Below are 18678 nucleotides of genomic sequence, written 5' to 3'. Positions count from 1 at the left end.
AGTTCGTTCATCATGAGGGTCGATCACCACGCGGGCCAGTAACGGCTCATTAGGTCCTATGTGCCAGTGATCATGGCAACCGCCCGACCATGATCGGGCCGTGTCTCGTGACCCAAGGACCGTCAAATGCGTCTCAACCTCAAGCTCAAGCTCGCTGCCGTGTTCGCGGTGATCATGCTCGCCGCGGGCGGCATCGTCGTGCTCGCTTTGCAAAGCCTTCAGGCTCTGGACAAGCGTGTCGACATCATCGTCGACAATGACGTCGAAACCCTGCGTCTGGCCGAGGAACTCGAGAACAAGACCCTTGTGATCCAGCGCGAGGCGCGCAATCACATCCTGTATGACGACCCGACTGGGATGAAGGCCATCGAGGATCGGATCGCTACGGCGCGCCAGGAAGCCAGCGCCATCAAGGACAAGCTTCTCACCCTTGAGGATGAGGCCGGTCGCGCGCTGATCGAGCAGTTCTGGGCGCTCAATATGCAGCTGCGGGAGATCAACAACCGAGGGACCGAGGCTTCGCGGCTCAGCACGCCCGAGGGAAATGCCCGCGCCTTCGCGCTTCTGTCCGGCGAGGGCGAAGAGCTCTGGACCCAGATGCAACCCCTCCTCAAGCAGTTGATCGACAAGGCGCGGGCCGACATGGCCGCTGCAGTGTCGGAGACGGACGCCACCTATGCCCGGTCCCGCACCCTGCTCATCGGCATCGCTGGCCTGAGCACCCTGATCGGCGTAATGGGCGCGACCTGGATCACGGTGGGCATCTCTCGTGGCATGGCCCGGAACCTGCGCATCTCCCGCGCTGTGGCCGAGGGCGACCTGTCCGAAACGACCGAAGTGCGTGGCACCGACGAGATCGCGGACGCGCTGCGCAACCAGAACGCCATGATCGAACGGCTCCGCCGCGTCGTCGGGGATGCCATGGCGAATGTTCGTCAGGTGGCGTCCGCCTCGGCCGAGCTCGCCTCGACGGCATCGCAGCTGAGCCAGGGAGCGAGCGAGCAAGCCGCCGCGACCGAGGAAGCGTCGGCGGCGATGGAGCAGATGGCCGCCAACATCAAGCAGACCGCGCACAGCGCCGCGGAAACCGAAGCGATGGCCACGCGCTCGGCCGCGGAAGCCCGTGACTCGGGGCAGGCCGTGACCGAGGCGGTCGCCGCCATGCGGACCATCGCCGAGCAGATCCTGGTGGTGCAGGAGATCGCGCGCCAGACCGACCTCCTTGCGCTCAATGCCGCCGTGGAGGCCGCGCGGGCCGGGGAGCATGGGCGTGGCTTCGCCGTCGTGGCCTCCGAGGTCCGGAAGCTTGCCGAGCGTACTCAGAACACAGCAGGTGAGATCAGCCGGCTGTCGGGCAACACCGTGCAGGTGGCCCAGTTGGCCGGGCGGCGGCTCGAAACGCTGGTGCCCAGCATCGAGCGCACCGCCCAGCTTGTCGGCCAGATCGCGCATGCCAACCAGGAGCTCGACACCGGCGCCCAGCAGGTGACCCAAGCCATCGAGCAGCTGAACGGAGTCACCCAGCAGAACACCTCCGCGTCCCAGCAGGTGTCCTCGACCGCCGAGGAGCTTGCCGGTCAGGCGGATGCACTGCAAAGCGGCATGGCCTTCTTCCGGCTGGACGGCGGAGCTTCTCGCGCTCCGCAGCCCATGCCTGCGGCCACCGTTCAAGCGCAGCCCGAACCGGTCGTGGCCTCCCCCGCTCCGCGCCAGCCGCCAGCCAAGGGGTTCGCCCTCGATCTCGGCGGCGAGGACGACCTCGACAGCCAGTTCACCCGAACGGTCCGTCGGGCCTAAGCACGGCTGCTCGTTACAGCACGAAAACCGGGCGCGGATCTCTGGAGGGGATCCGCGCCCTTACCTATTTCCTTTGTTCAAAAGCCGTCATGCGCGGGCGGGTACGGTGGACTGGGGGCTTCCACGGCAGGGTTCGGCGCTTTCCATCGCGGTTTGCGCCGACATCCGTACCCTGACGGCAGGACCAAACCCCAGGCCTGGAAACAGATCTCTGGCCTTGCCCCCAGCCCACTGACCGCCCTGTCATCGGCGGGTCTGGCATCGAAGCTGTCCCAAGCTCAGCCCAACTCGGACCCGGCACTGTGCGCGAACTCCTGTTCAGCTAACGAGCGGCCTCGCGCTGTGCGACCCTGTTGGCGACTGGCTCCCCTTGGACAGCGGCCGAACGCGGCAAGGGCGCGCCCTGACGACCCAAGCGGGTCAGTGCACGCTGCTGAGCTCAAGGGAGCATCCCAGCTGGTCGCCCTGCCGAGGGCTGGATCGGATCATCTGATCGCGTGACCGGCTGATGACAGGGGCCCGACCCGGTCCCGTCAGTCCGCAACTTCGCGAGGACCACGGGGCAGGCATGGGCGTGGGATGCAAGACGTCCAAGACCACGGACAACAGCGATCCCCCATGGAACACTTCGCCACGGGCCCTCTTCAGCGCCGTGCTTGGGACGGCACAGGCTGGGACTTCTTCCAGCGCGGAGCCATGTCAGCGCGATCGCGGACATCGGAGCTGTCACACTGGCGACTCCCCTTCGTGCTGCGACAGCGCCGATCAATGACGGAAGGCCTTCGGCATCCGGCGAAACGGAGCGCCGCAGTGCAGGTTGCCCTGGGGCGTCCGCGCCTCAATCTCGAAGCTTCATTTAATCCATTTTGCAACGTTAACTATCGCTTCATGCGGCTTGGAAAAAGCAAGGACGCATTAACACACCTCTCCTTAGGGTTTCCATGGGGTGAGTTCGTCGGCTTCCGACGTCAGAATGGCGCGCTTAATCGGTCAACGAAACATCGGGGTAATCGATGTGCAAGGATGTCCGATCATGTCGGCGCAAAACGGATCCAATTCCGAACTGATTAAATATCTCGTCGAAGGTTTCTGGCAGGATCGAGGGCAGATCGCGCGTGACTGGACTACGACTGACATCATCGAAGTCGACCTGACAGGGCTGGATCGCGAAGGGGCGGCTCTGGCGCGGGCCGCTCTTTCGGCCTGGGAAAGTGTTGCCGACCTTGAGTTCGAGGAGGTCGACGACGGTGGGCATATCCGATTCACGGACAGCGGCCTTTCGGCGACGACGTCCGGCGACCATGATGCCAATGGGCACATGAACTGGGCCACCGTGGCGATCGGTCGTTCATGGCTGGATTTCTCGGGCACGAAGGTGGGAACCTATGCGTTCCAGGTTTACCTTCACGAAATCGGCCATGCCCTTGGATTGGGGCATCCGGCTCAATACCGGGGCAGCGACAATTTCAAGGAAGCGCTGTTCCGTAATGATTCCTGGCAGCAAAGCGTCATGTCCTATTTCGATCAGGACGAAAATCCGAATGTTTCGTCAGCAGCATTTCCCTCCTTCGTCATCACGCCCATGATGGCGGATATCGCGGCCATTCAGCGGATTTACGGCGCGCCGAAAGGAGGTGCGACTGCAGGAGACACGGTTTACGGCGTCGGGACCAATCTGGTCGGTTATCTGGGCGATATGTTCCAAGCTGGAAGCAGTTCCCCGGCAAAGCTGGCTCGGAATGTCATGACCGTCTATGACGAGGGCGGCCACGACCGCCTCGACTTCAGCGATGACCCGGCCTCTCAGCGCGTGGACCTGCGGAAAGGCATGTTCTCGACCGTTTATGGCCACAAGGACTGCTTGGGCATCGCGCAGGGCACCGTGATCGAGGATTACAGCGCCGGCAGCGGAGCCGACTGGATCGGGGGAAACGCCGCGGCGAACAGGCTTCGGGGTGGAGGCGGAGCCGACGTGATCCGCGGCCGCGATGGGGCCGACACGATCGATGGGGGCTCGGGCGACGACTCTCTCTGCGGGGGTCGGGGGCGCGACCTCCTCATGGGCGGAGCCGGCGACGACACCTATGTCCAGGACTCCTCGGATCGGTTGGTCGAACGAGCCGGCCAAGGGTTCGACACGATCGTATCCCGCGGTTCGGCCCGTCTCCCGCCCGAGTTCGAGGCGTTGCGGCTCATCGGAGCCTCGGCTGCGTGGGGTACGGGCAACGACGCTGCCAATCGCATCGTCGGGAACAAGGGCTCTAACGTCCTGGCTGGTCTCGCCGGCGACGATGACCTGATCGGGGGACCGGGCCGGGACCGGCTCCTGGGCGGGTCGGGGCAGGATCGGCTCAGTGGCGGTCTGGGGCGCGACATTCTCGACGGCGGCAACGATCGGGACAGGGACGTGTTCATCTTTACCAGCGCGGCCGAAACTCTGGCCGGACGAGAAGCGGACGTGATCCGGGGCTTCGTTCCCGGCGTGGACGATCTGGATCTGCAAAGGATCGGTGCTGGTGGATCGGCAGCCCACTGGAATGGAAACCTCGCATTCGCGGACGATGGGCCCGCCGCCTACTCGGTCTGGTGGGCAGCCGGATCGGACGGGGTGACCCTGCGGGGCGACGTCTCTGGCGATGGCCGGGCCGACTTCGAGATCCGCATTCTGGGTATCGAGGCCCTGGGGGCCGGAGACATACTGCTCTGACCTTGTGGTCCCGAGGCGTGTTTGTCCCAGGGTCCGAAGGGCGACGTCCCTTACCAGAGATAGCGGGCGTCAAGGACCGCCAGGACCTCTTCGGGGCTGACCAGAGCGCTGTTGACCCCATCCTCGGCATAGGCCGATTCGCCACGGTGCAGGCCGGTCACCAGCGGCAACGAGGCCCATACACCGGCCAGGCAGTCGGCCAGCAAACGGCTGTCGCGGTCGGGATCGTAGAAGCCGCATTCGGACATCAGGGCCCGCGCGAGGAAGGTCTGGACCTCGTCGTCGAACACCAGGTCGGGGGTCAGCCCCAGCTCATCCACCAGGCGGCGCAGCGTGTCGTGGATGAACTGGTAGCGTCCCACCGCGCTCGAGATCGTGCCCATGGCCCGAACTTGGCGTTGGTAGGACAGCACCTCGCCGATCGTCATCTCCTCCAGCCGCTCGGGCGGCAGCAGGGGAACGCCGTTGAAGACGTCCCCGAACCCATCCGGCGCCTCGACGTTTCCCATCAGGTTGAGAAAGTCGACATCATTGGCGCCAAACCCTGCATCGACCTCCCCGGTATCGGAACGGGCGGTCCCGGACCAGCCGCAGAGGGTCAGGGACAGGGTCAGGGCTGCGACCCACGGTCTCATCGCAGCACCGCCCGGATCCGGACCTGGCCGGTGGAGTTGGCCGCCAGGCGGGCCTTGTCGAGGCGGATCGTGCAAGTCGTTGCCGTGCAGGCGGTCCCGGACGACGGCACAAGCAGCGCATAGGACGGATCGCTGGTGTCGAAGCCCGTGGCCGCAGCACCCATGAAGGTCAGCCCAGCCGCAAGCACGTCAGTCATGAGGATGTCGCGCGCGACGGACCCTGTCGGATTGGTCAGGCCAATCAGGTACTCGACACAGGACCCCGGGATGAAGGCCTGAACGCCGGTGTCGGGGGTCGAGGGGCGGGTGGCGCAGTTGGCTGACTGGTTCGAGAGGAGGGTCACCGTCTTGGTCGCCCGCACCATCGGGGCCTGAAGTACGAGGACCGAGGCCGAGAGAACATCGCCGGCCGTTGATGGATCCGGCTGATCCCCGATTGCGGCCGTCGTCGTGTTGGTGACCGTGGTATTGGAGGCCGCCATGGTGGCCGTACCCGTAAGCGTGAGAGTGGCCGCAGCCCCGTTGGCGAGGCGTGGGACGGTCCAGAGCCCGGTCGCGGTGTTGTAGGTGGTTTCGGCCGGAGCCGTAACGGTCACGCCCGTCAGGGTCGGGGGCATCAGATCCGTCAGTTGCACGTTGCTGGCCGCCGACGGACCGGTGTTGGTGACCGTGATCGTGAAGGTGGCCGTCTGGCCCACCTCGATGCTGGCGGCCGAGGTCCGGCCCTTGACCGTCCGGAGGTCGGTGCGCAGGCAGCCGCCGTCGCGACGCGCGCCGTAGAGCGCGGCGTAGTCGGTGACGTACTGGCGCAGGAACACGTATCCTTCGGACGGCATGGTGAAGGAGAGCACGAGATCCCCGTCTGCGTTGTTCGAGCCGGATGTTGGAGCCCGGGCGATCATGCCGCCCGCCGCGTTCTCGATGGTGAAGACATCGTGGTCCTCGTCCCCGGCATCCGACACCGTGACCGTCATGGACGATCCCGCCCGGCCAACGATGCGGGAGGTGACGACGACGATCTCGCCTCGGCTGGACGCCCCCAATGCGGGAAGCCCCAGCGTCACCTCCTCGTTCGGTTTGAACAGGGCGCCGGGAGACATGGTGATGGTCTGCGTCGTGGGGGTGCCGCTGGCGGTCATGAGCACGGGTTTGCCGTTAACGTCAAAGGAGAACGGCGAGTGGGAGATCAGGTCATACCCCGATCCGGTCTCGGTTCCGCCCGCGCCGGGGAAGGCGAAGCTGAGCACGTTCGCCGTGGCGGAACAGGTTTGGCCGGGCTGCGACGGCGCATAGGGGCTTCCGGTCACTGTCGAGGCCGGAGCGCGCTGGTTGTTGCCGAGTGTCGTCGTGCCGCCGTTCCTGTCGTTCAAGCCGCCTGTGGTCGTCGTGAAGGTAACGGGAGCGGAGGCGGGGCCGTTCGGGTTGTAGGCTGGCGCGGTGTAATCGAAGGTGCAGGTCAGCGCGGCGTCGACGGCCAAGGCGCTCCCGGGGGCGGCACCGCACACTGGGGTCGTCATCGTGCCGGCCCCCGACATGGTGACGGCACAGGTCGGGTTGCGGACGGTGTTGGGGCCGGCGTTCGTGCAGGTGGCCGTCAGACCGCGGTAAGTCTCTCCCCAAAGGAGGTCGGGGAGGGTCAGGGTGGGCACCATGTCCGCGACCTCGCCGGACAGGCTCAGGGTGAAAGCATCAACGCCGGTATTACCCCAGGCTTCTGAATCGCGGCTGCGCAGATAATGGTGCAGCACGATCTTGGTGATCGCTTGACCGCTCGCGGCAACGATTGCCACAGACCCGCAGGCGCCCCCGTTTCCACAATCGGCCCCCAGGGATGTGGCCGAGTTGCTGATCACCGTTCCACTGACGGCGAAGTTCGAAGTACCGGATAACCGGCTGAGGCTTTGTGCCCCGGCCGACTGCGCAGCGTCGAATACGAACTCCGAGGAGAACCGCTTGCCGGCGATGCCCCCGAGCCCGGCAAAGTGCAGCACTACATTGGTCATTGGGACCTGTAGCCTGATCACGAGGTCGGCTACCAGATAACTGCCTGTATCCCTCACGTCTGCAGCGGCAAGTCCCCGAGTGCGGGCTTCTACGAACCAGGCATAATTGGCGTCCACCGAGATTCCCTGCCCAGCCGTAATGCCTGGCAGCGAGGTGAAGTTGCCGCTGGCAGGTGTCCCACGCACGCCTAGGGGCGCAAGCCGGGCAAACTGGTTCTGGGCATCGCCGACGTAAACGCCATGAGTCGTGAAGTTGGTAGTGGATGAGTAGTAAAGCCTCCCCACTTCCAGGGATGCCGTGGGCGCCTCCGCCGAGATTGGGACGAATGTGGACCCGGTCGGGTTGTTGCTGTTGTTCTGCAAGGTGACAGTCACGGGTTCCAGAGTGGGGGCCGTGATAGATGTCTCCGAGCCCCCGCCCTGGGTCATTTCGGTGGATGCCTGTGCCAGGGCAAGGGCCGGTGCGAAGGCCAGGAAGGCTGCTCCGACGAGGCGAATAAGGGCCGGGCGGACTAGAGCAGGGCGGAGGGGGATCGGGCAGACGGGAGGAGGGAGGAAGGGCATCGGGATCAACGGAATGCCCTCCGGAAGCTCTCCTGGTCGAATTTCATGCGGTACTCCAGGAAGAAACCCTTGTTCGTGGTGCCGTGCTCCGAGAAGGCTTCGTCCTCGAAGCCTTCGACGTTGTAGCCCAGCTCCAGATACCCGTTCTCGAACGGTGTCATGCCCACGGACACGCCATAGCTCGACCGGGTGTTGCCCGTGCGGGCCGAGCGCATCAGCGATCCGTGGCCGCCGAGGCTCCAGGTCTCGTTCAGTTGGTGGCGGTACTCGGCCCCCAGAAGGGTCAGCGCATCGGTGGCGCGGGCGCCATCCGCCTCGGTTGCCAGCCCCTTGAGGGAGGCGCGCAGGACCAACTCGCCACGCTCGCTCAGATAACGGGAATGCAGGGCGGTCGCCTGAAGGCGCCGCGTGTCCACCCCATCGTCGAGAGAGCCTTCCGCCTCCAACTCGAACAGAGTGATCGGGGCATATCCGCCCAGGCGATGCGCGAAACTGATCTTGGCTTCGGTGTCGCGGCGGTCCTTTCCATTCTCGTCCGACACGCCGTGCTGGATTTCGGCGCCGTAGGTCCAGCCGTCGCCCAGTTCTCCGTCACCCGACAGGCGCAGGTTTGCGCGATCCCCTTCGGGGGCGGTGCGTCCCTCCACCTCGATGCCCAGCGACCAGGTGTCCGCCGTGTAGCGCAGGCCCGTTCGCGTCGCGGTGAAGGAGGACTCGATCCAGGGATTGTCGGACCCGAGCCCGAGCGGAATCTCCGAAGCCCCGAGGTCGTTCTGAGAGTCGAGGCCGAAGCTGAGCTCCAGGCCAGGCCGCATCTTCCAGGACCGGTCGAGGCCCAGGAACAGCGCCTGCCCGGACGTCCCGTCGCCATAGGCGCTGGCCAAACCCGCGCGGACCTCCCCGTCCTCGCCCCAGGCCCAGACGGCCCCGACCGACACGACGCCCGAGTCGCTCCCGTCAGTGTCCAGGGGGCTCGCGCCGTCCCAGGTCGCCGTCAGGGCGAAGCGGTCGGACAGGTCGATGGCGGCGCTGAGGAGCATCTCGCTTTCGGCGTCCGCGTCCCCCTTCTCGGACAGGGGCTCGCGCAGTTCCAGGCCATAGGCGACGCGGCCCTCGTCGGGGCTCCAGGCAAGGCGGGCGGTGGCATGAAGCGTGCCGCTGGCTGCATCGCCGGTTTCGGTGTTGTGGAAGGACAGACCCAGCGCGCTTTCGTTGCCCCCGGTCCGGCGCAGGATCTCGAGATCGCCGCTGGCCGTCCGATCGTCCTCCAGTCGGTTCCGCTCGGCATGGGCCTCGCCCGAAAGCCAGAGGCCGTCGTCCGGGTTCTCCTCGCTGCCGCGATCCAGCAGGCGCACCTCGCCCTCGGCGCCCAGGCTGTCGATCCGGCGCTCGTCCATGCTGGAGGCGAGGCTGACGTCGCCATCCTCGCTACGCAGGTAAAGGCGGGCGCTGCTCGTGCCGTCGTCGAACTCGGCATGAAGCTCGTCCGCCTTGCCGCGCATCTCGCCCTCGGGGCCGTTCCGGAGGGCCTGAAGCACCTCGGCGCCCACCGCGAGGCTGTCGCTGAGCATGACGGCAATGTCCGCCCCCAGCAGGGTGACGTCCACCATTCCGCCATCGGCGTTGCCGGCATGGACCAACGTCGCGCCCACTCGGACGCGGTCGCTCAGTTGCCGTTCGGCCCGGATGCCGGCCAGAACGCCGGACTGGATCTCCTCGTCGGTCTCGTATCCGACCTTCAGGACGAAGCGGTTCATGTCGGGGGTGAAGGCCGGGACCGGGCGGCGCAGGAACAGCCGGCCGGTGGTGGCGCTCAGGACGTAGTCCTGGCCGGGCACGAGTGTTTCCTCGGACACCACGCGCGAGATGTCGTCGCCGTCGACCTCAAGAAGGGTGACCGTCTCGGACCGCGGCACGATGTCGGTGCGGCTGAGCTCATACGGCCCCGACGTGCCGTCGAGAGCGATGCGATCCTCCACGTAGCGCTGGGTGGTCCGGGCCGCAAAGGCCATGACGCGGTAGGTGGGGGTCTCGCGCGTGACACGCAGGCCGGTGACCTGCCGCGACAGATCGACAAGGCGGGTGTCGATCTCGGCCGCGAAGTCGCCGACGAGGGTTTCGGCCTCCTCGCTCCGCAGCCGAAGATACAGGGGAAAGCGCGATGGCGCGGCGTCGTCCTGATAGGAGGCATCGCCATAGACGACATAGTCGCGCTCGGGGTCGATGGCCGAGAACGGCCCGGTCCCGTCGCGGGCAGTGTCGAGGCGCAGGGTCAGGAGCCACTTGCCCGCCACCACGCCTTCGGCGAACAGCGACACGCGCCCGGCGAGGTCGTTGCCGATGTCGCCCGAGCGCCGCAGATGCGATCGGATGGTGCGTTCGGCAAGGGTGCCTTCGGCCAGACCCACGAGGACCCAGGGCCGCTCGGCGGCCGAGATCGGCACGTCCACGACGATCTCCTGTCCCGGCGCGCGGTCGGGCGTCATGACGGTCACATGGGCGGTGCCGGTTTCGCGGACAGGGGCCAGGCGCAGGCGCACGAGCCCGTCCTCGGCCACCACGGCGGTGGCCGATGGCTGGGGACCGCGCGCGGAGCCGGGCTGGGAATCGCGCTCGACGGGGTTTTCGAAGCCATGGGGTTCCGCCACCGAGAACTGCACCCGCGTTCCGGGCCGGACCGGCCCGCCCGATCGTCCCAGGACGCGCAGCTGCAGGACCGGCGTCGTGCGCCCGTCGCTTTCGAGCACGGAACCGGCCGTGACCAGCTCGGCCCGGAACGGAATCGTTTCGTAGTACAGGATGCGCTGTTCCCGCAGGATCTCGTGGCCGTCCGCATCCTTCATCACCACGTCCAAAACATTGCGGCTCTCGCGGAGGCGCAGGGCGTGCCACCGCTCAAGGCTCGCGCCCGAGATCGGGTCCAGAATGGGCTGGTCGAGTTGCATCTCGGGCACGGGCTCGCCGTTGAGGCGCAGCTCGGTCACGGCCCCGGCGGGCTTCAGGATCACGGCATCGATGGCATCCGAGCCGGGCGTCCAGCCTTCGGCCGGGGTGAGAAGGGCGGGCTCGGGATCTAGGCCCTGCCGCGCGAGCCAGTCCCGGTCATAGATCTGGGCAGGGTCGGCGGGTTCGGGGATCTCGGCCAGGGCTGCCTCCGTCGCGGACTCGGCCGTTTCCGCCGCCTCGTCGAAGTCGACGTGGAACTCGACACGGGCCATCATGCCGGGCCGCAGGTCCACGAAGGAGGAGATCGGGCTCCCCGCGTTGCGGGTGTCGCGGCGGCAGAGGATCGGGGTGGCATGGCGGGGCAGGGTGGTCTGGTCGAGCTGGACCACATGCGGACGCGGCGCGATTCCCTGAAAATGGAAGCGCCCCTGAGAGTCGGTCACGGCCATGTCGCCCGACTCGAGCAGGATGCGAAGGCCGGACAGGTCGCGGCCGTCCGTGGGCGCACCGCAGGGTCCGGCGATCACCTGCCCGAGGATGACCGTCTCGTCGGTGCCGAAGGGGGCCTCGATGTCGATCAGGTGATCGTCGGACATCCGGGCCGAGCCGGTCAGCGCCTCGGTCACGGTGGTCGTCGTGGGAAGGCTGGCCCCTTCCGCCGCGCCGACCGACACTTGGGCCAGATAGGTCATGACCACGTCCCGGCCGTTGACGGGCACCTCCTCGATCACGAAGCCGTCCCGGACCTCGCGCGGGGTCACGGCCTTGCCGTCGAGGCGCAGGGTGCCGGGAACCATCCTGATCTCGGGCAGGAGAGTGTCCGAGATGGTGATGGCGGCGACCGGCGGGGGTTCGATCGTGACCGTGTAGGTCACGAAGTCCCCGGCCTGAGCCAGGGAGATCGATCCGTCGCGATCCACGGAGCCTTCGCCCATGCGGTCCACGGGCACGCCCAGCGCCACCGGCCGGCCCGCCCTGATCGTGAACGGCTCCCCGCGGGAGCCCAGCGTGACGTCCATGCCTTCGGGCGCCTCGGCGTTGATCTGGTCGTCCGACCGGGTCGACGGGGCCACATAGCCTTCCGGAGCCGAAACGATGATGCGGTAGGTGCCGGGCAGCACGAAGGGGAAGCGGTACTCTCCGGGCTTCAGGTCGTAATCGCGACCTGCCCCGTCCGACACGGTGCCGCCCGTGATGATCGTGGCCGGATAGGATGAACGGAGATCCTCGCCAAAGACCTCGGCGGGTTTTCCGGTCCGCATGTTGATCAAGGTGACGCGCGCCCCGTTCACCGGCGCGCCGGTGGAGCTGTCATAGACCAGGCCGTGCGGGTCCATCGGACCCACGAGCACCTGCGTCGCAAGCCGTGTGGATGACGGGGCCGCGTCCGTCCAGACGCCGTCGATGGTCGAATGCCCGCCGGTGGCGAGTCGCCCATCGCCATGCGTGGGAGAGGTGCGGCGCGTGTCGGTCCAGCCGCCGAACTGGCCCGAATCCGGGGCGGTCTCGTAGAGGCGGAGGGTCTCGCTGTCGCCCGTCAGGCGGTCGGTGACCGTCAGGATGGCCGTCTCGACCGAACTGGGGCTGCGGTTCAGGGCTTCGGCGGTGAGGACGTAGAACAGCGGCGCGCCGTAGCGGATGCGCTGGGTCCGGATCACGTCGAGCGGGCCGGACAGGTTCACCGGACCGGTGCGGTCCGCAAGGCCCGACGCATCGGCCGGCATGGCCGACCGGTGGAAGCGCCCACCCTTGAGGTAGTCGGTGCGGCGGAAGTGGAAGCTGCTGGAGGTAGGCCGGCCTTGTGCGGCCTCATAGACCCGCAGCGTGGGCGGTGCGGGCGCCTCCTGTACCACGATGGTCGCGGAAACGTCGCCGTTGGTCGAGCCTTCGCCGATATCGGCGCGCCAGTAGGCGGTGTTGGTGATGACCTGACCGGACGCCGCATCGCCCACACCGACCCGAGTGTCCGCCTGACCAGGAATGGCCTGCGTCAGGACGAGGGCGAGAAGGGCCGCCTTTGCGAAGGCGCGCCACGGGCGGGGTATTGGCATTCGGGACCAGAGTGCGGCAAGGGAACGGGGCCTGAAGGCCCCGCAAGGTGGTCCGAGCGGCAGACCCGCTCGGACCTGTGTCATGGCTTCGGCGCGGATCAGTTGCTGACGGTCGCGCGGATCGTGAAGGACGCCGTCCCGCCGGGGGCCAGGTTCGTCAGGTTCCCCGTGACGGTTCCAGCCGACTGCGTGACGGTGCTGAAGCCGCCCCGGTCCAGCCTCGCGAAGGCCACGCCAGCCGGCAGGGCGTCGGTGATCGTCAGGTTGCGCGCGGGCAGGGTCGCGGTGGCGGCGTTGCTGATCGTGATGGTGTATTCGATGCAGGCGCCCGGGATGGCAGCCTGCGCGCCGCTGTCGGGCTGGCCGTTCGCGCAGTTGAACGTGCCGTCACGGTTTTCCGAGATGACGGTCACCGTCTTGCTGGCGGTCAGGGCCGGGGCGTTGATCCGCAGGGTCTCGGCCGCCGTCTGCCTGCCGTCCGTTCCCGGGTCGGCAAAGACGGTGTCGACGCCGTTCAAGCCTTGGCCGAGCAACTGAGCCACCGCGTTCGCGGTCCCGCTCTCGAGCGCCGTCGCCGTCACGTCGAAGTTCCGCGACTGGCCACTGGCGGCGTTGTTGGCGACGTTGGCACGGACGTGAACGTAGAACTTGCCATTGGGCGCGAGATCGGCCGCGTTCACGAGGCCGTTCGCGTTGTAGACGGGCTCGTTCGCGCCGACCGCCTGGGTCGTGCCGATCGTGATCCAGAAGGTGCCTTCGGCCCCGGTCCCGGCCGGGTCGTAGGTCAGTCCGAGCGCGCCCGAGGAGGCGACGTTGATGTCGAAGCCCTGGGTGGCGTTGCCCAGGTTGTCGACCAGGAAGGTCAGCACCGGGTCGTTCGCGCCCTGTTCGGCAAAGACCGTCGCGCTGGCGTCAAGGCCGGTGACGTTCAGGTTGATCTTGCGGTCCACCCTGAAGCTCGCCGTGGCGGCGCCGGTCGTCGAGATCGTGGTCCCGCCCGAGCTGTAGCTCAGGTCGATGGAGTTGGTGACCGTCGTGCCGGGCGCGGCCTGCGCCGAGGCCAGGGTGGTCGAAAAGGCCAGAGCCGCTGCAGCGGAAAGGGCCATGTTGAAGAAACGCATTCAGTTCTTCCCCTTGTTCGAGGTTTTGAGGGTGCTTCGGAGGTCAGCGGACGACGAGGTGATAGGTCACCGTCGCCGTCTGCTCGGACGGGATGCGCTGGATCCGGGCATAAAGCCGGTCGAAGCGCTCGGGCGTTGCGGCCCATTCGGGGTTCGGAACGCTGGCGCCATCGACCTCCACAAAGAGGGGCAGGCGCAGGGTTGCGTCGGTGGTGGAGCCCAGCTCGAAGACGGCGTCGGTCGAGGCGACGACGGTTTCGGGAAGGAGGCGGCTCGCGGAAGGGACGTCGAGGCCGATCTCGATCGCCTCGGCATCCGGGCCATCGTTCACGAGTTCGGCAATGTAGCGGAACTCGTCGCCCGGCAGGAGCGACAGGTCGTAGGCCACGGGCTGGAACCCGAGGACGGGCTGGCCGCTGGCGTCGAGGACGGGTTGGCCCGACTCGTCCAGGGTGGGCTTGAGGACTTCGATCCGCAGGCCGGCCTGGACGCCTTCTGTTGCGGCCGGCGGCGCGGCCGGCGCGGGGGCGGCGTCCTGGGCATGGAGCGGAAACGCCATCAGGGCGGCAAGGGCGGTCGCGAGAAGTCGCATGGATGTCATGGGATTGAGCCTCATCGGCTGAGGTGGCCGGCCATCGGCCGGGAACCGGTGGAAACGATGCATCCGATCCAGACGATGGGCCGGACGTCGGGGGGAGGCGGATCTCTGGCCGTTCGCGGTGCGAGGTTTCATTGCTACCGGGAGGCGAGTAATCGCTCAAATTTGCCGAAGTTTGTCGCGTTTATGGTGACATTGTGACTGACGGCTCGGCTGGCTCGAACCCTTCGCCCAGGTCCGGCGTGCGCTTCGGCTGTTGGACCGGGATGCTGCAGAGAGGATGAGGAAGGGGCCGCCTTGGCGCGACGGAGGCCTGTTCGATGGCCCACCCGGCTTCTATATCCAGGCAGATCTTCCCTGAAAGGAGCGGCCTTGGTCGAGCGAGCGAGCAAAGAGGCCAAGATCGGCGTCGTGGGTCTGGACGACGTGCTGGGCGGAGGCCTCGAACGGGAGCGTGTGTTCCTCCTGGAAGGGAGTCCCGGAACCGGCAAGACGACGATCGCCATGCAGTTCCTGATCACGGGCGCCGCCGCCGGTGAGCGGGTGCTCTACATCACCCTGTCGGAAACCGAGGAGGAGTTGCGGACCGGGGGTCTGTCGCATGGCTGGGATCTCGAAGGGGTGACCGTCTTCGAACTGGTTCCGCCCGAGAACCTGCTCGACGAGGACCAGCAGCAGAGCCTGCTTTATTCCTCGGATCTCGAACTGGGCGAGACGATCAAGCGGATCCTCGATGCCTTCGAGAGGGTCCGGCCGCAGCGCGTTGTGCTCGACAGCCTGTCCGAGATCCGGCTCCTGGCGCAAAGCTCCCTGCGCTACCGACGGCAGATCCTGAGCCTCAAGCATTACTTCGCCCAGCAGAAGGCGACCGTCCTGCTGCTTGACGACCTGACCTCCGAAGCGACCGACCGCACGGTCCACAGCGTCGCGCATGGCGTGATCCGGCTAGAGGAGATGGCCCCCGAATACGGGGCCGAGCGGCGGCGGCTGCGGGTGCTCAAGTATCGCGGCCGCGGGTTCCGGGGCGGCTTCCACGACCTTGCCATCCAGCAGGGCGGCGTGCGCGTGTTCCCCCGGCTCGTTTCGGCCGAGCACAGGACCTCGTTCGTGCGCGATGTGCTGCCCACCGAGGCCACGGAGCTCAATGCGCTGCTTGGGGGCGGAGTGGAGCGGGGCTCCAGCACCCTCATCCTGGGGCCTTCGGGCACCGGCAAGTCGCTCCTGACCCTCACCTTCCTGCAAGGTGCCATTCATCGCGGGGAAAAGGCCGCCCTGTTCGTCTTCGACGAGGAGCTTGGCCTGCTGTTCAACCGCGCCCTGGCGCTGGGTATCGACCTTCGGGCGATGGTCGAGTCGGGAAGCCTGACCGTCGAGCAGGTGGACGCCGCCGAACTCACGCCCGGCGAGTTCTCCGAGCGGGTCCGCCGCACCGTCGAGGAGGGGCGCGCCCGGACGATCGTGATCGACAGCCTAAACGGCTATGAGGCCGCGATGCCGGGCGAGCACGCGCTGGTGCTGCACATGCACGAGCTTCTGCAATACCTGAACCGGCAGGGGGCCACGACGTTCCTGACCGTGGCCCAGCACGGCCTTGTCGGAGAGATGAAGGCGCCCGTGGACGTCACCTATCTTGCGGACACGGTCATCCTGCTGCGCTACTTCGAGGCGCTGGGCCGGGTGCGGCGCGCCATCTCGGTCATCAAGAAGCGCACGGGTGCCCACGAGGACACGATCCGCGAGTTCCGCATCGGCGGACGAGGGATCCATCTCGGTGAGCCCCTGGTCGAGTTCCAGGGCGTGCTGCGCGGCGTGCCGACGCTGGTCGGCGATGGTGCCGGTCTTCTGCGAGCCGAGCCGAAGTGAAGCGGATCACAGTCTCGGAGCGGGCCCTCGTCCTGACCCCGCGCGGGCGGGACGCCGCCATCGCGACCTCCCTCCTGCGCGAGGCTGGAATCTTGGCCGAGCCGTGCGCGTCGTTGCCCGACCTGATAGGGCAACTCGACCGGGGGGCGGGCTTCGTCCTTGTCACCGAGGAGTCGCTTGCCACCGCTGACCTGTCGGCCCTGTCGGACTGGCTGGCCGACCAGCAGGAATGGTCCGACATGCCGTTCGTGCTTCTCACCAGCCAGGGTGGCGGGGTGGAGCGCAATCCGGCCGCCCGGCGTTTTCTGGACATCCTGGGCAACGTGACGTTCCTGGAGCGGCCCTTCCATCCGACGACCCTGGTCAGCCTGGCCCAATCCGCCCTCCGTGGCCGTCGCCGGCAGTACGAGGCCCGCAGCCGCCTGGAAGCGCTCCGCGACAGCGAGGAGCGGTACCGGACGCTGTTCGACTCCATCGACGAAGGGTTCTGCGTCATCGAGTTCCTGGACGGGCCCCATGGGCCGCTCAGCGACTACGTCCACCTCGAAGCGAACCCCGCCTACAGCGTTCATGCGGGCTTGGCCGATGCCGTGGGCAAACGGGTGCGCGAGATACTGCCGGACGAGGCCGAAGGCTGGGTCGAGCTCTACGGCCGCGTGCTGCGGACCGGTGAGCCCGTCCGGTTCGAGCGCGAGTTGGTGGCCACGGGGCGGCATCTGGAGCTGTCGGCCTTTCGCGTCGAGCCCGCGAGCCGCCGTCAGGTCGCCGTGCTGTTCCAGGACATCTCGGCCCGCAAGAGCACCGAGGTCCAGCTCCGCGACAGCGAGGCGGCCCTGCGCAAGCTCAATGAAACGCTTGAACTGCGTGTCGAGGAGCGGACCACCCAGCTCAACCGGCTCTGGCGCCTGTCCGAGGACATGCTGGCGCGGGCCGCCTTCGATGGCATGATGTCGGCCGTAAGCCCCGCTTGGACGCGCGTGCTGGGCTGGACAGAGGCAGAGTTGCTGGCCCGCCCTTACGCAAGCTTCATGCATCCCGAGGACGCCGGGGCGACGCTTGCGGCCCTGACCCGCATGGCCGAAACCGGGGAGCCCGCGCGCTACGAGAACCGGATCGCCCGCCGCGACGGTGGCTGGACCCCCATCGAATGGACCGTCGCGCCCGAGCCTGACGGCAGCAACTTCATCGCCGTGGGCCGTGACCTGAGCGATGTGCGCCAGCGCGAGGCCGACCTGCAGACCGCGCAGGAGGCGCTTCGCCAAGCCCAGAAGATGGAGGCCATGGGCCAGCTCACGGGCGGCGTGGCGCATGACTTCAACAACCTGCTCACTCCGATCATCGGCTCCTTGGACCGTTTGCTGGTGCGGGGGCTTGGCACCGACCGCGAACGGCGGCTCATGGCGGGCGCGCTCGAATCGGCCGAGCGGGCCAAGACACTGGTCCAGCGGCTCCTGGCCTTTGCCCGCCGCCAGCCGCTTCAGGCCACCGCCGTCGATCTGCCGCGGCTCGTGCAGGGCATGGCCGACCTCATCGGCGCGACGCTCGGACCCAAGATCCAGATGCGGCTCGATGTCGTCCCCGACCTGCCGCCGGCGCGGGCCGATGCCAACCAGGTCGAGATGGCGTTGCTCAACCTCGCGGTGAACGCCCGCGACGCCATGCCGGACGGGGGCACGCTGAGCGTCGCCGCCTCGGTGGAAAGCGTGCGCGGGGGGCACCGCTCGGGCGTGAAGGCGGGCCACTACATCCGGCTATCCGTGGCTGATACCGGCACGGGCATGGACAAGGTCACGCTCGGACGTGCCGTGGAGCCCTTCTTCTCCACGAAGGGAATCGGAAAGGGGACGGGGCTGGGGCTCTCCATGGTGCACGGGCTTGCGGCCCAGCTTGGGGGCGGGCTGACCATTCGGAGCGCGGTGGGGCAGGGCACGACGGTCGAGCTTTGGCTTCCGGTCAGCAGCGAGCCGATCGCCGAAGCGGTTACCGCCTCGGCCGTGGCGTCCCGGCCAAGCACGAGAGGATGCGCGCTTCTCGTCGATGACGAGGACCTGGTCCGCATGAGCACGGCCGACATGCTCGTCGATTTCGGGTTCGACGTGATCGAGGCCGGGTCAGCCGAGGCGGCCCTGCAACTGATCGAGGACGGAGCGCCGTTCGACCTGCTGGTCACCGACCACCTCATGCCGGGGATGACCGGCGCCCAGCTTGCGCGCGAGGTCAAGGTGCGGCGCCCAGGGCTGCCGGTCCTGATCGTGTCTGGCTATGCGGAGGTCGATGGTTTGGCCCCTGACCTTCCGCGGCTCGTCAAGCCGTTCCGGGCGGCGGAGCTTGCGGAAAGGGTGGCCTCGATCCTGCCCGACGAGGAACGGGTCGGCTGAGCGCACCAGAGGAAG

The 18678-nt window shown here is 67.3% G+C and carries 9 protein-coding genes; 4 read left to right on the top strand and 5 right to left on the bottom strand.

All coding sequences use genetic code 11. The features are described from left to right. Positions 1-126 precede the first annotated feature (126 nt). Both FHG66_RS02165 and FHG66_RS02160 read left to right on the top strand, forming a co-directional pair. On the top strand, positions 127-1797 hold the full coding sequence (locus tag FHG66_RS02165) for a methyl-accepting chemotaxis protein (protein ID WP_139075052.1): 1671 nt from the start codon (positions 127-129) through the stop codon (positions 1795-1797). A 1033-nt stretch (positions 1798-2830) separates the two neighbouring features. Further along, complete coding sequence (locus tag FHG66_RS02160) at positions 2831-4504, top strand: M10 family metallopeptidase (protein ID WP_176556089.1); 1674 nt, start codon at positions 2831-2833, stop codon at positions 4502-4504. 50 nt (positions 4505-4554) lie between these two features. Here FHG66_RS02160 and FHG66_RS02155 read toward each other — a convergent pair whose 3' ends face one another. From FHG66_RS02155 to FHG66_RS02135, 5 genes are all read right to left on the bottom strand, one after another. Beyond that, positions 4555-5139 carry a lysozyme family protein gene (locus tag FHG66_RS02155; RefSeq protein WP_139075050.1) on the bottom strand — a complete coding sequence of 195 codons (585 nt, stop codon included), beginning with the start codon at positions 5137-5139 and terminating at the stop codon, positions 4555-4557. Next, a complete protein-coding gene (locus FHG66_RS02150; protein ID WP_176556088.1) occupies positions 5136-7517 on the bottom strand; it encodes a DUF11 domain-containing protein in 2382 nt (793 codons plus the stop codon). The genes FHG66_RS02155 and FHG66_RS02150 overlap by 4 nt, the downstream gene beginning before the upstream one ends. Positions 7518-7711: 194 nt before the next feature. Further along, complete coding sequence (locus FHG66_RS02145; protein ID WP_139075048.1) at positions 7712-12703, bottom strand: carboxypeptidase-like regulatory domain-containing protein; 4992 nt, start codon at positions 12701-12703, stop codon at positions 7712-7714. Positions 12704-12801: 98 nt separating this feature from the next. After that, the gene (locus FHG66_RS02140) at positions 12802-13824 is read right to left on the bottom strand and encodes a DUF11 domain-containing protein (protein WP_139075047.1); all 1023 of its coding nucleotides are present in this window, start codon (positions 13822-13824) and stop codon (positions 12802-12804) included. 43 nt (positions 13825-13867) lie between these two features. Then, positions 13868-14425, bottom strand: a complete 558-nt coding sequence (locus FHG66_RS02135; RefSeq protein ID WP_139075046.1) for a hypothetical protein — start codon at positions 14423-14425, stop codon at positions 13868-13870. 369 nt (positions 14426-14794) lie between these two features. Here FHG66_RS02135 and FHG66_RS02130 point away from each other — a divergent pair, with 369 nt between their 5' ends. Both FHG66_RS02130 and FHG66_RS02125 read left to right on the top strand, forming a co-directional pair. Then, positions 14795-16285, top strand: coding sequence for an ATPase domain-containing protein (locus FHG66_RS02130; RefSeq protein WP_139075045.1), 1491 nt, complete (start codon positions 14795-14797; stop codon positions 16283-16285). Then, on the top strand, positions 16282-18663 hold the full coding sequence (locus FHG66_RS02125; protein WP_218013776.1) for a PAS domain S-box protein: 2382 nt from the start codon (positions 16282-16284) through the stop codon (positions 18661-18663). Before FHG66_RS02130 ends, FHG66_RS02125 begins: the two co-directional genes overlap by 4 nt. The last annotated feature ends 15 nt before the right edge of the window (positions 18664-18678 follow it).

The organism is Rubellimicrobium rubrum, assembly GCF_006152115.1.
GTDB classification, from domain to species: domain Bacteria; phylum Pseudomonadota; class Alphaproteobacteria; order Rhodobacterales; family Rhodobacteraceae; genus Rubellimicrobium; species Rubellimicrobium rubrum.
This window is presented reverse-complemented; position numbering and strand designations above follow the sequence as displayed.

Excerpts from the sequence above, each read along its gene's own strand:
- FHG66_RS02140 (WP_139075047.1), bottom strand. The coding sequence starts at position 13,824 with ATGCGTTTCTTCAACATGGCCCTTTCCGCTGCAGCGGCTCTGGCCTTT.
- FHG66_RS02160 (WP_176556089.1), top strand. The coding sequence starts at position 2,831 with ATGTCGGCGCAAAACGGATCCAATTCCGAACTGATTAAATATCTCGTC.
- FHG66_RS02135 (WP_139075046.1), bottom strand. The coding sequence starts at position 14,425 with ATGACATCCATGCGACTTCTCGCGACCGCCCTTGCCGCCCTGATGGCG.
- FHG66_RS02165 (WP_139075052.1), top strand. The coding sequence starts at position 127 with ATGCGTCTCAACCTCAAGCTCAAGCTCGCTGCCGTGTTCGCGGTGATC.
- FHG66_RS02145 (WP_139075048.1), bottom strand. The coding sequence starts at position 12,703 with ATGCCAATACCCCGCCCGTGGCGCGCCTTCGCAAAGGCGGCCCTTCTC.
- FHG66_RS02155 (WP_139075050.1), bottom strand. The coding sequence starts at position 5,139 with ATGAGACCGTGGGTCGCAGCCCTGACCCTGTCCCTGACCCTCTGCGGC.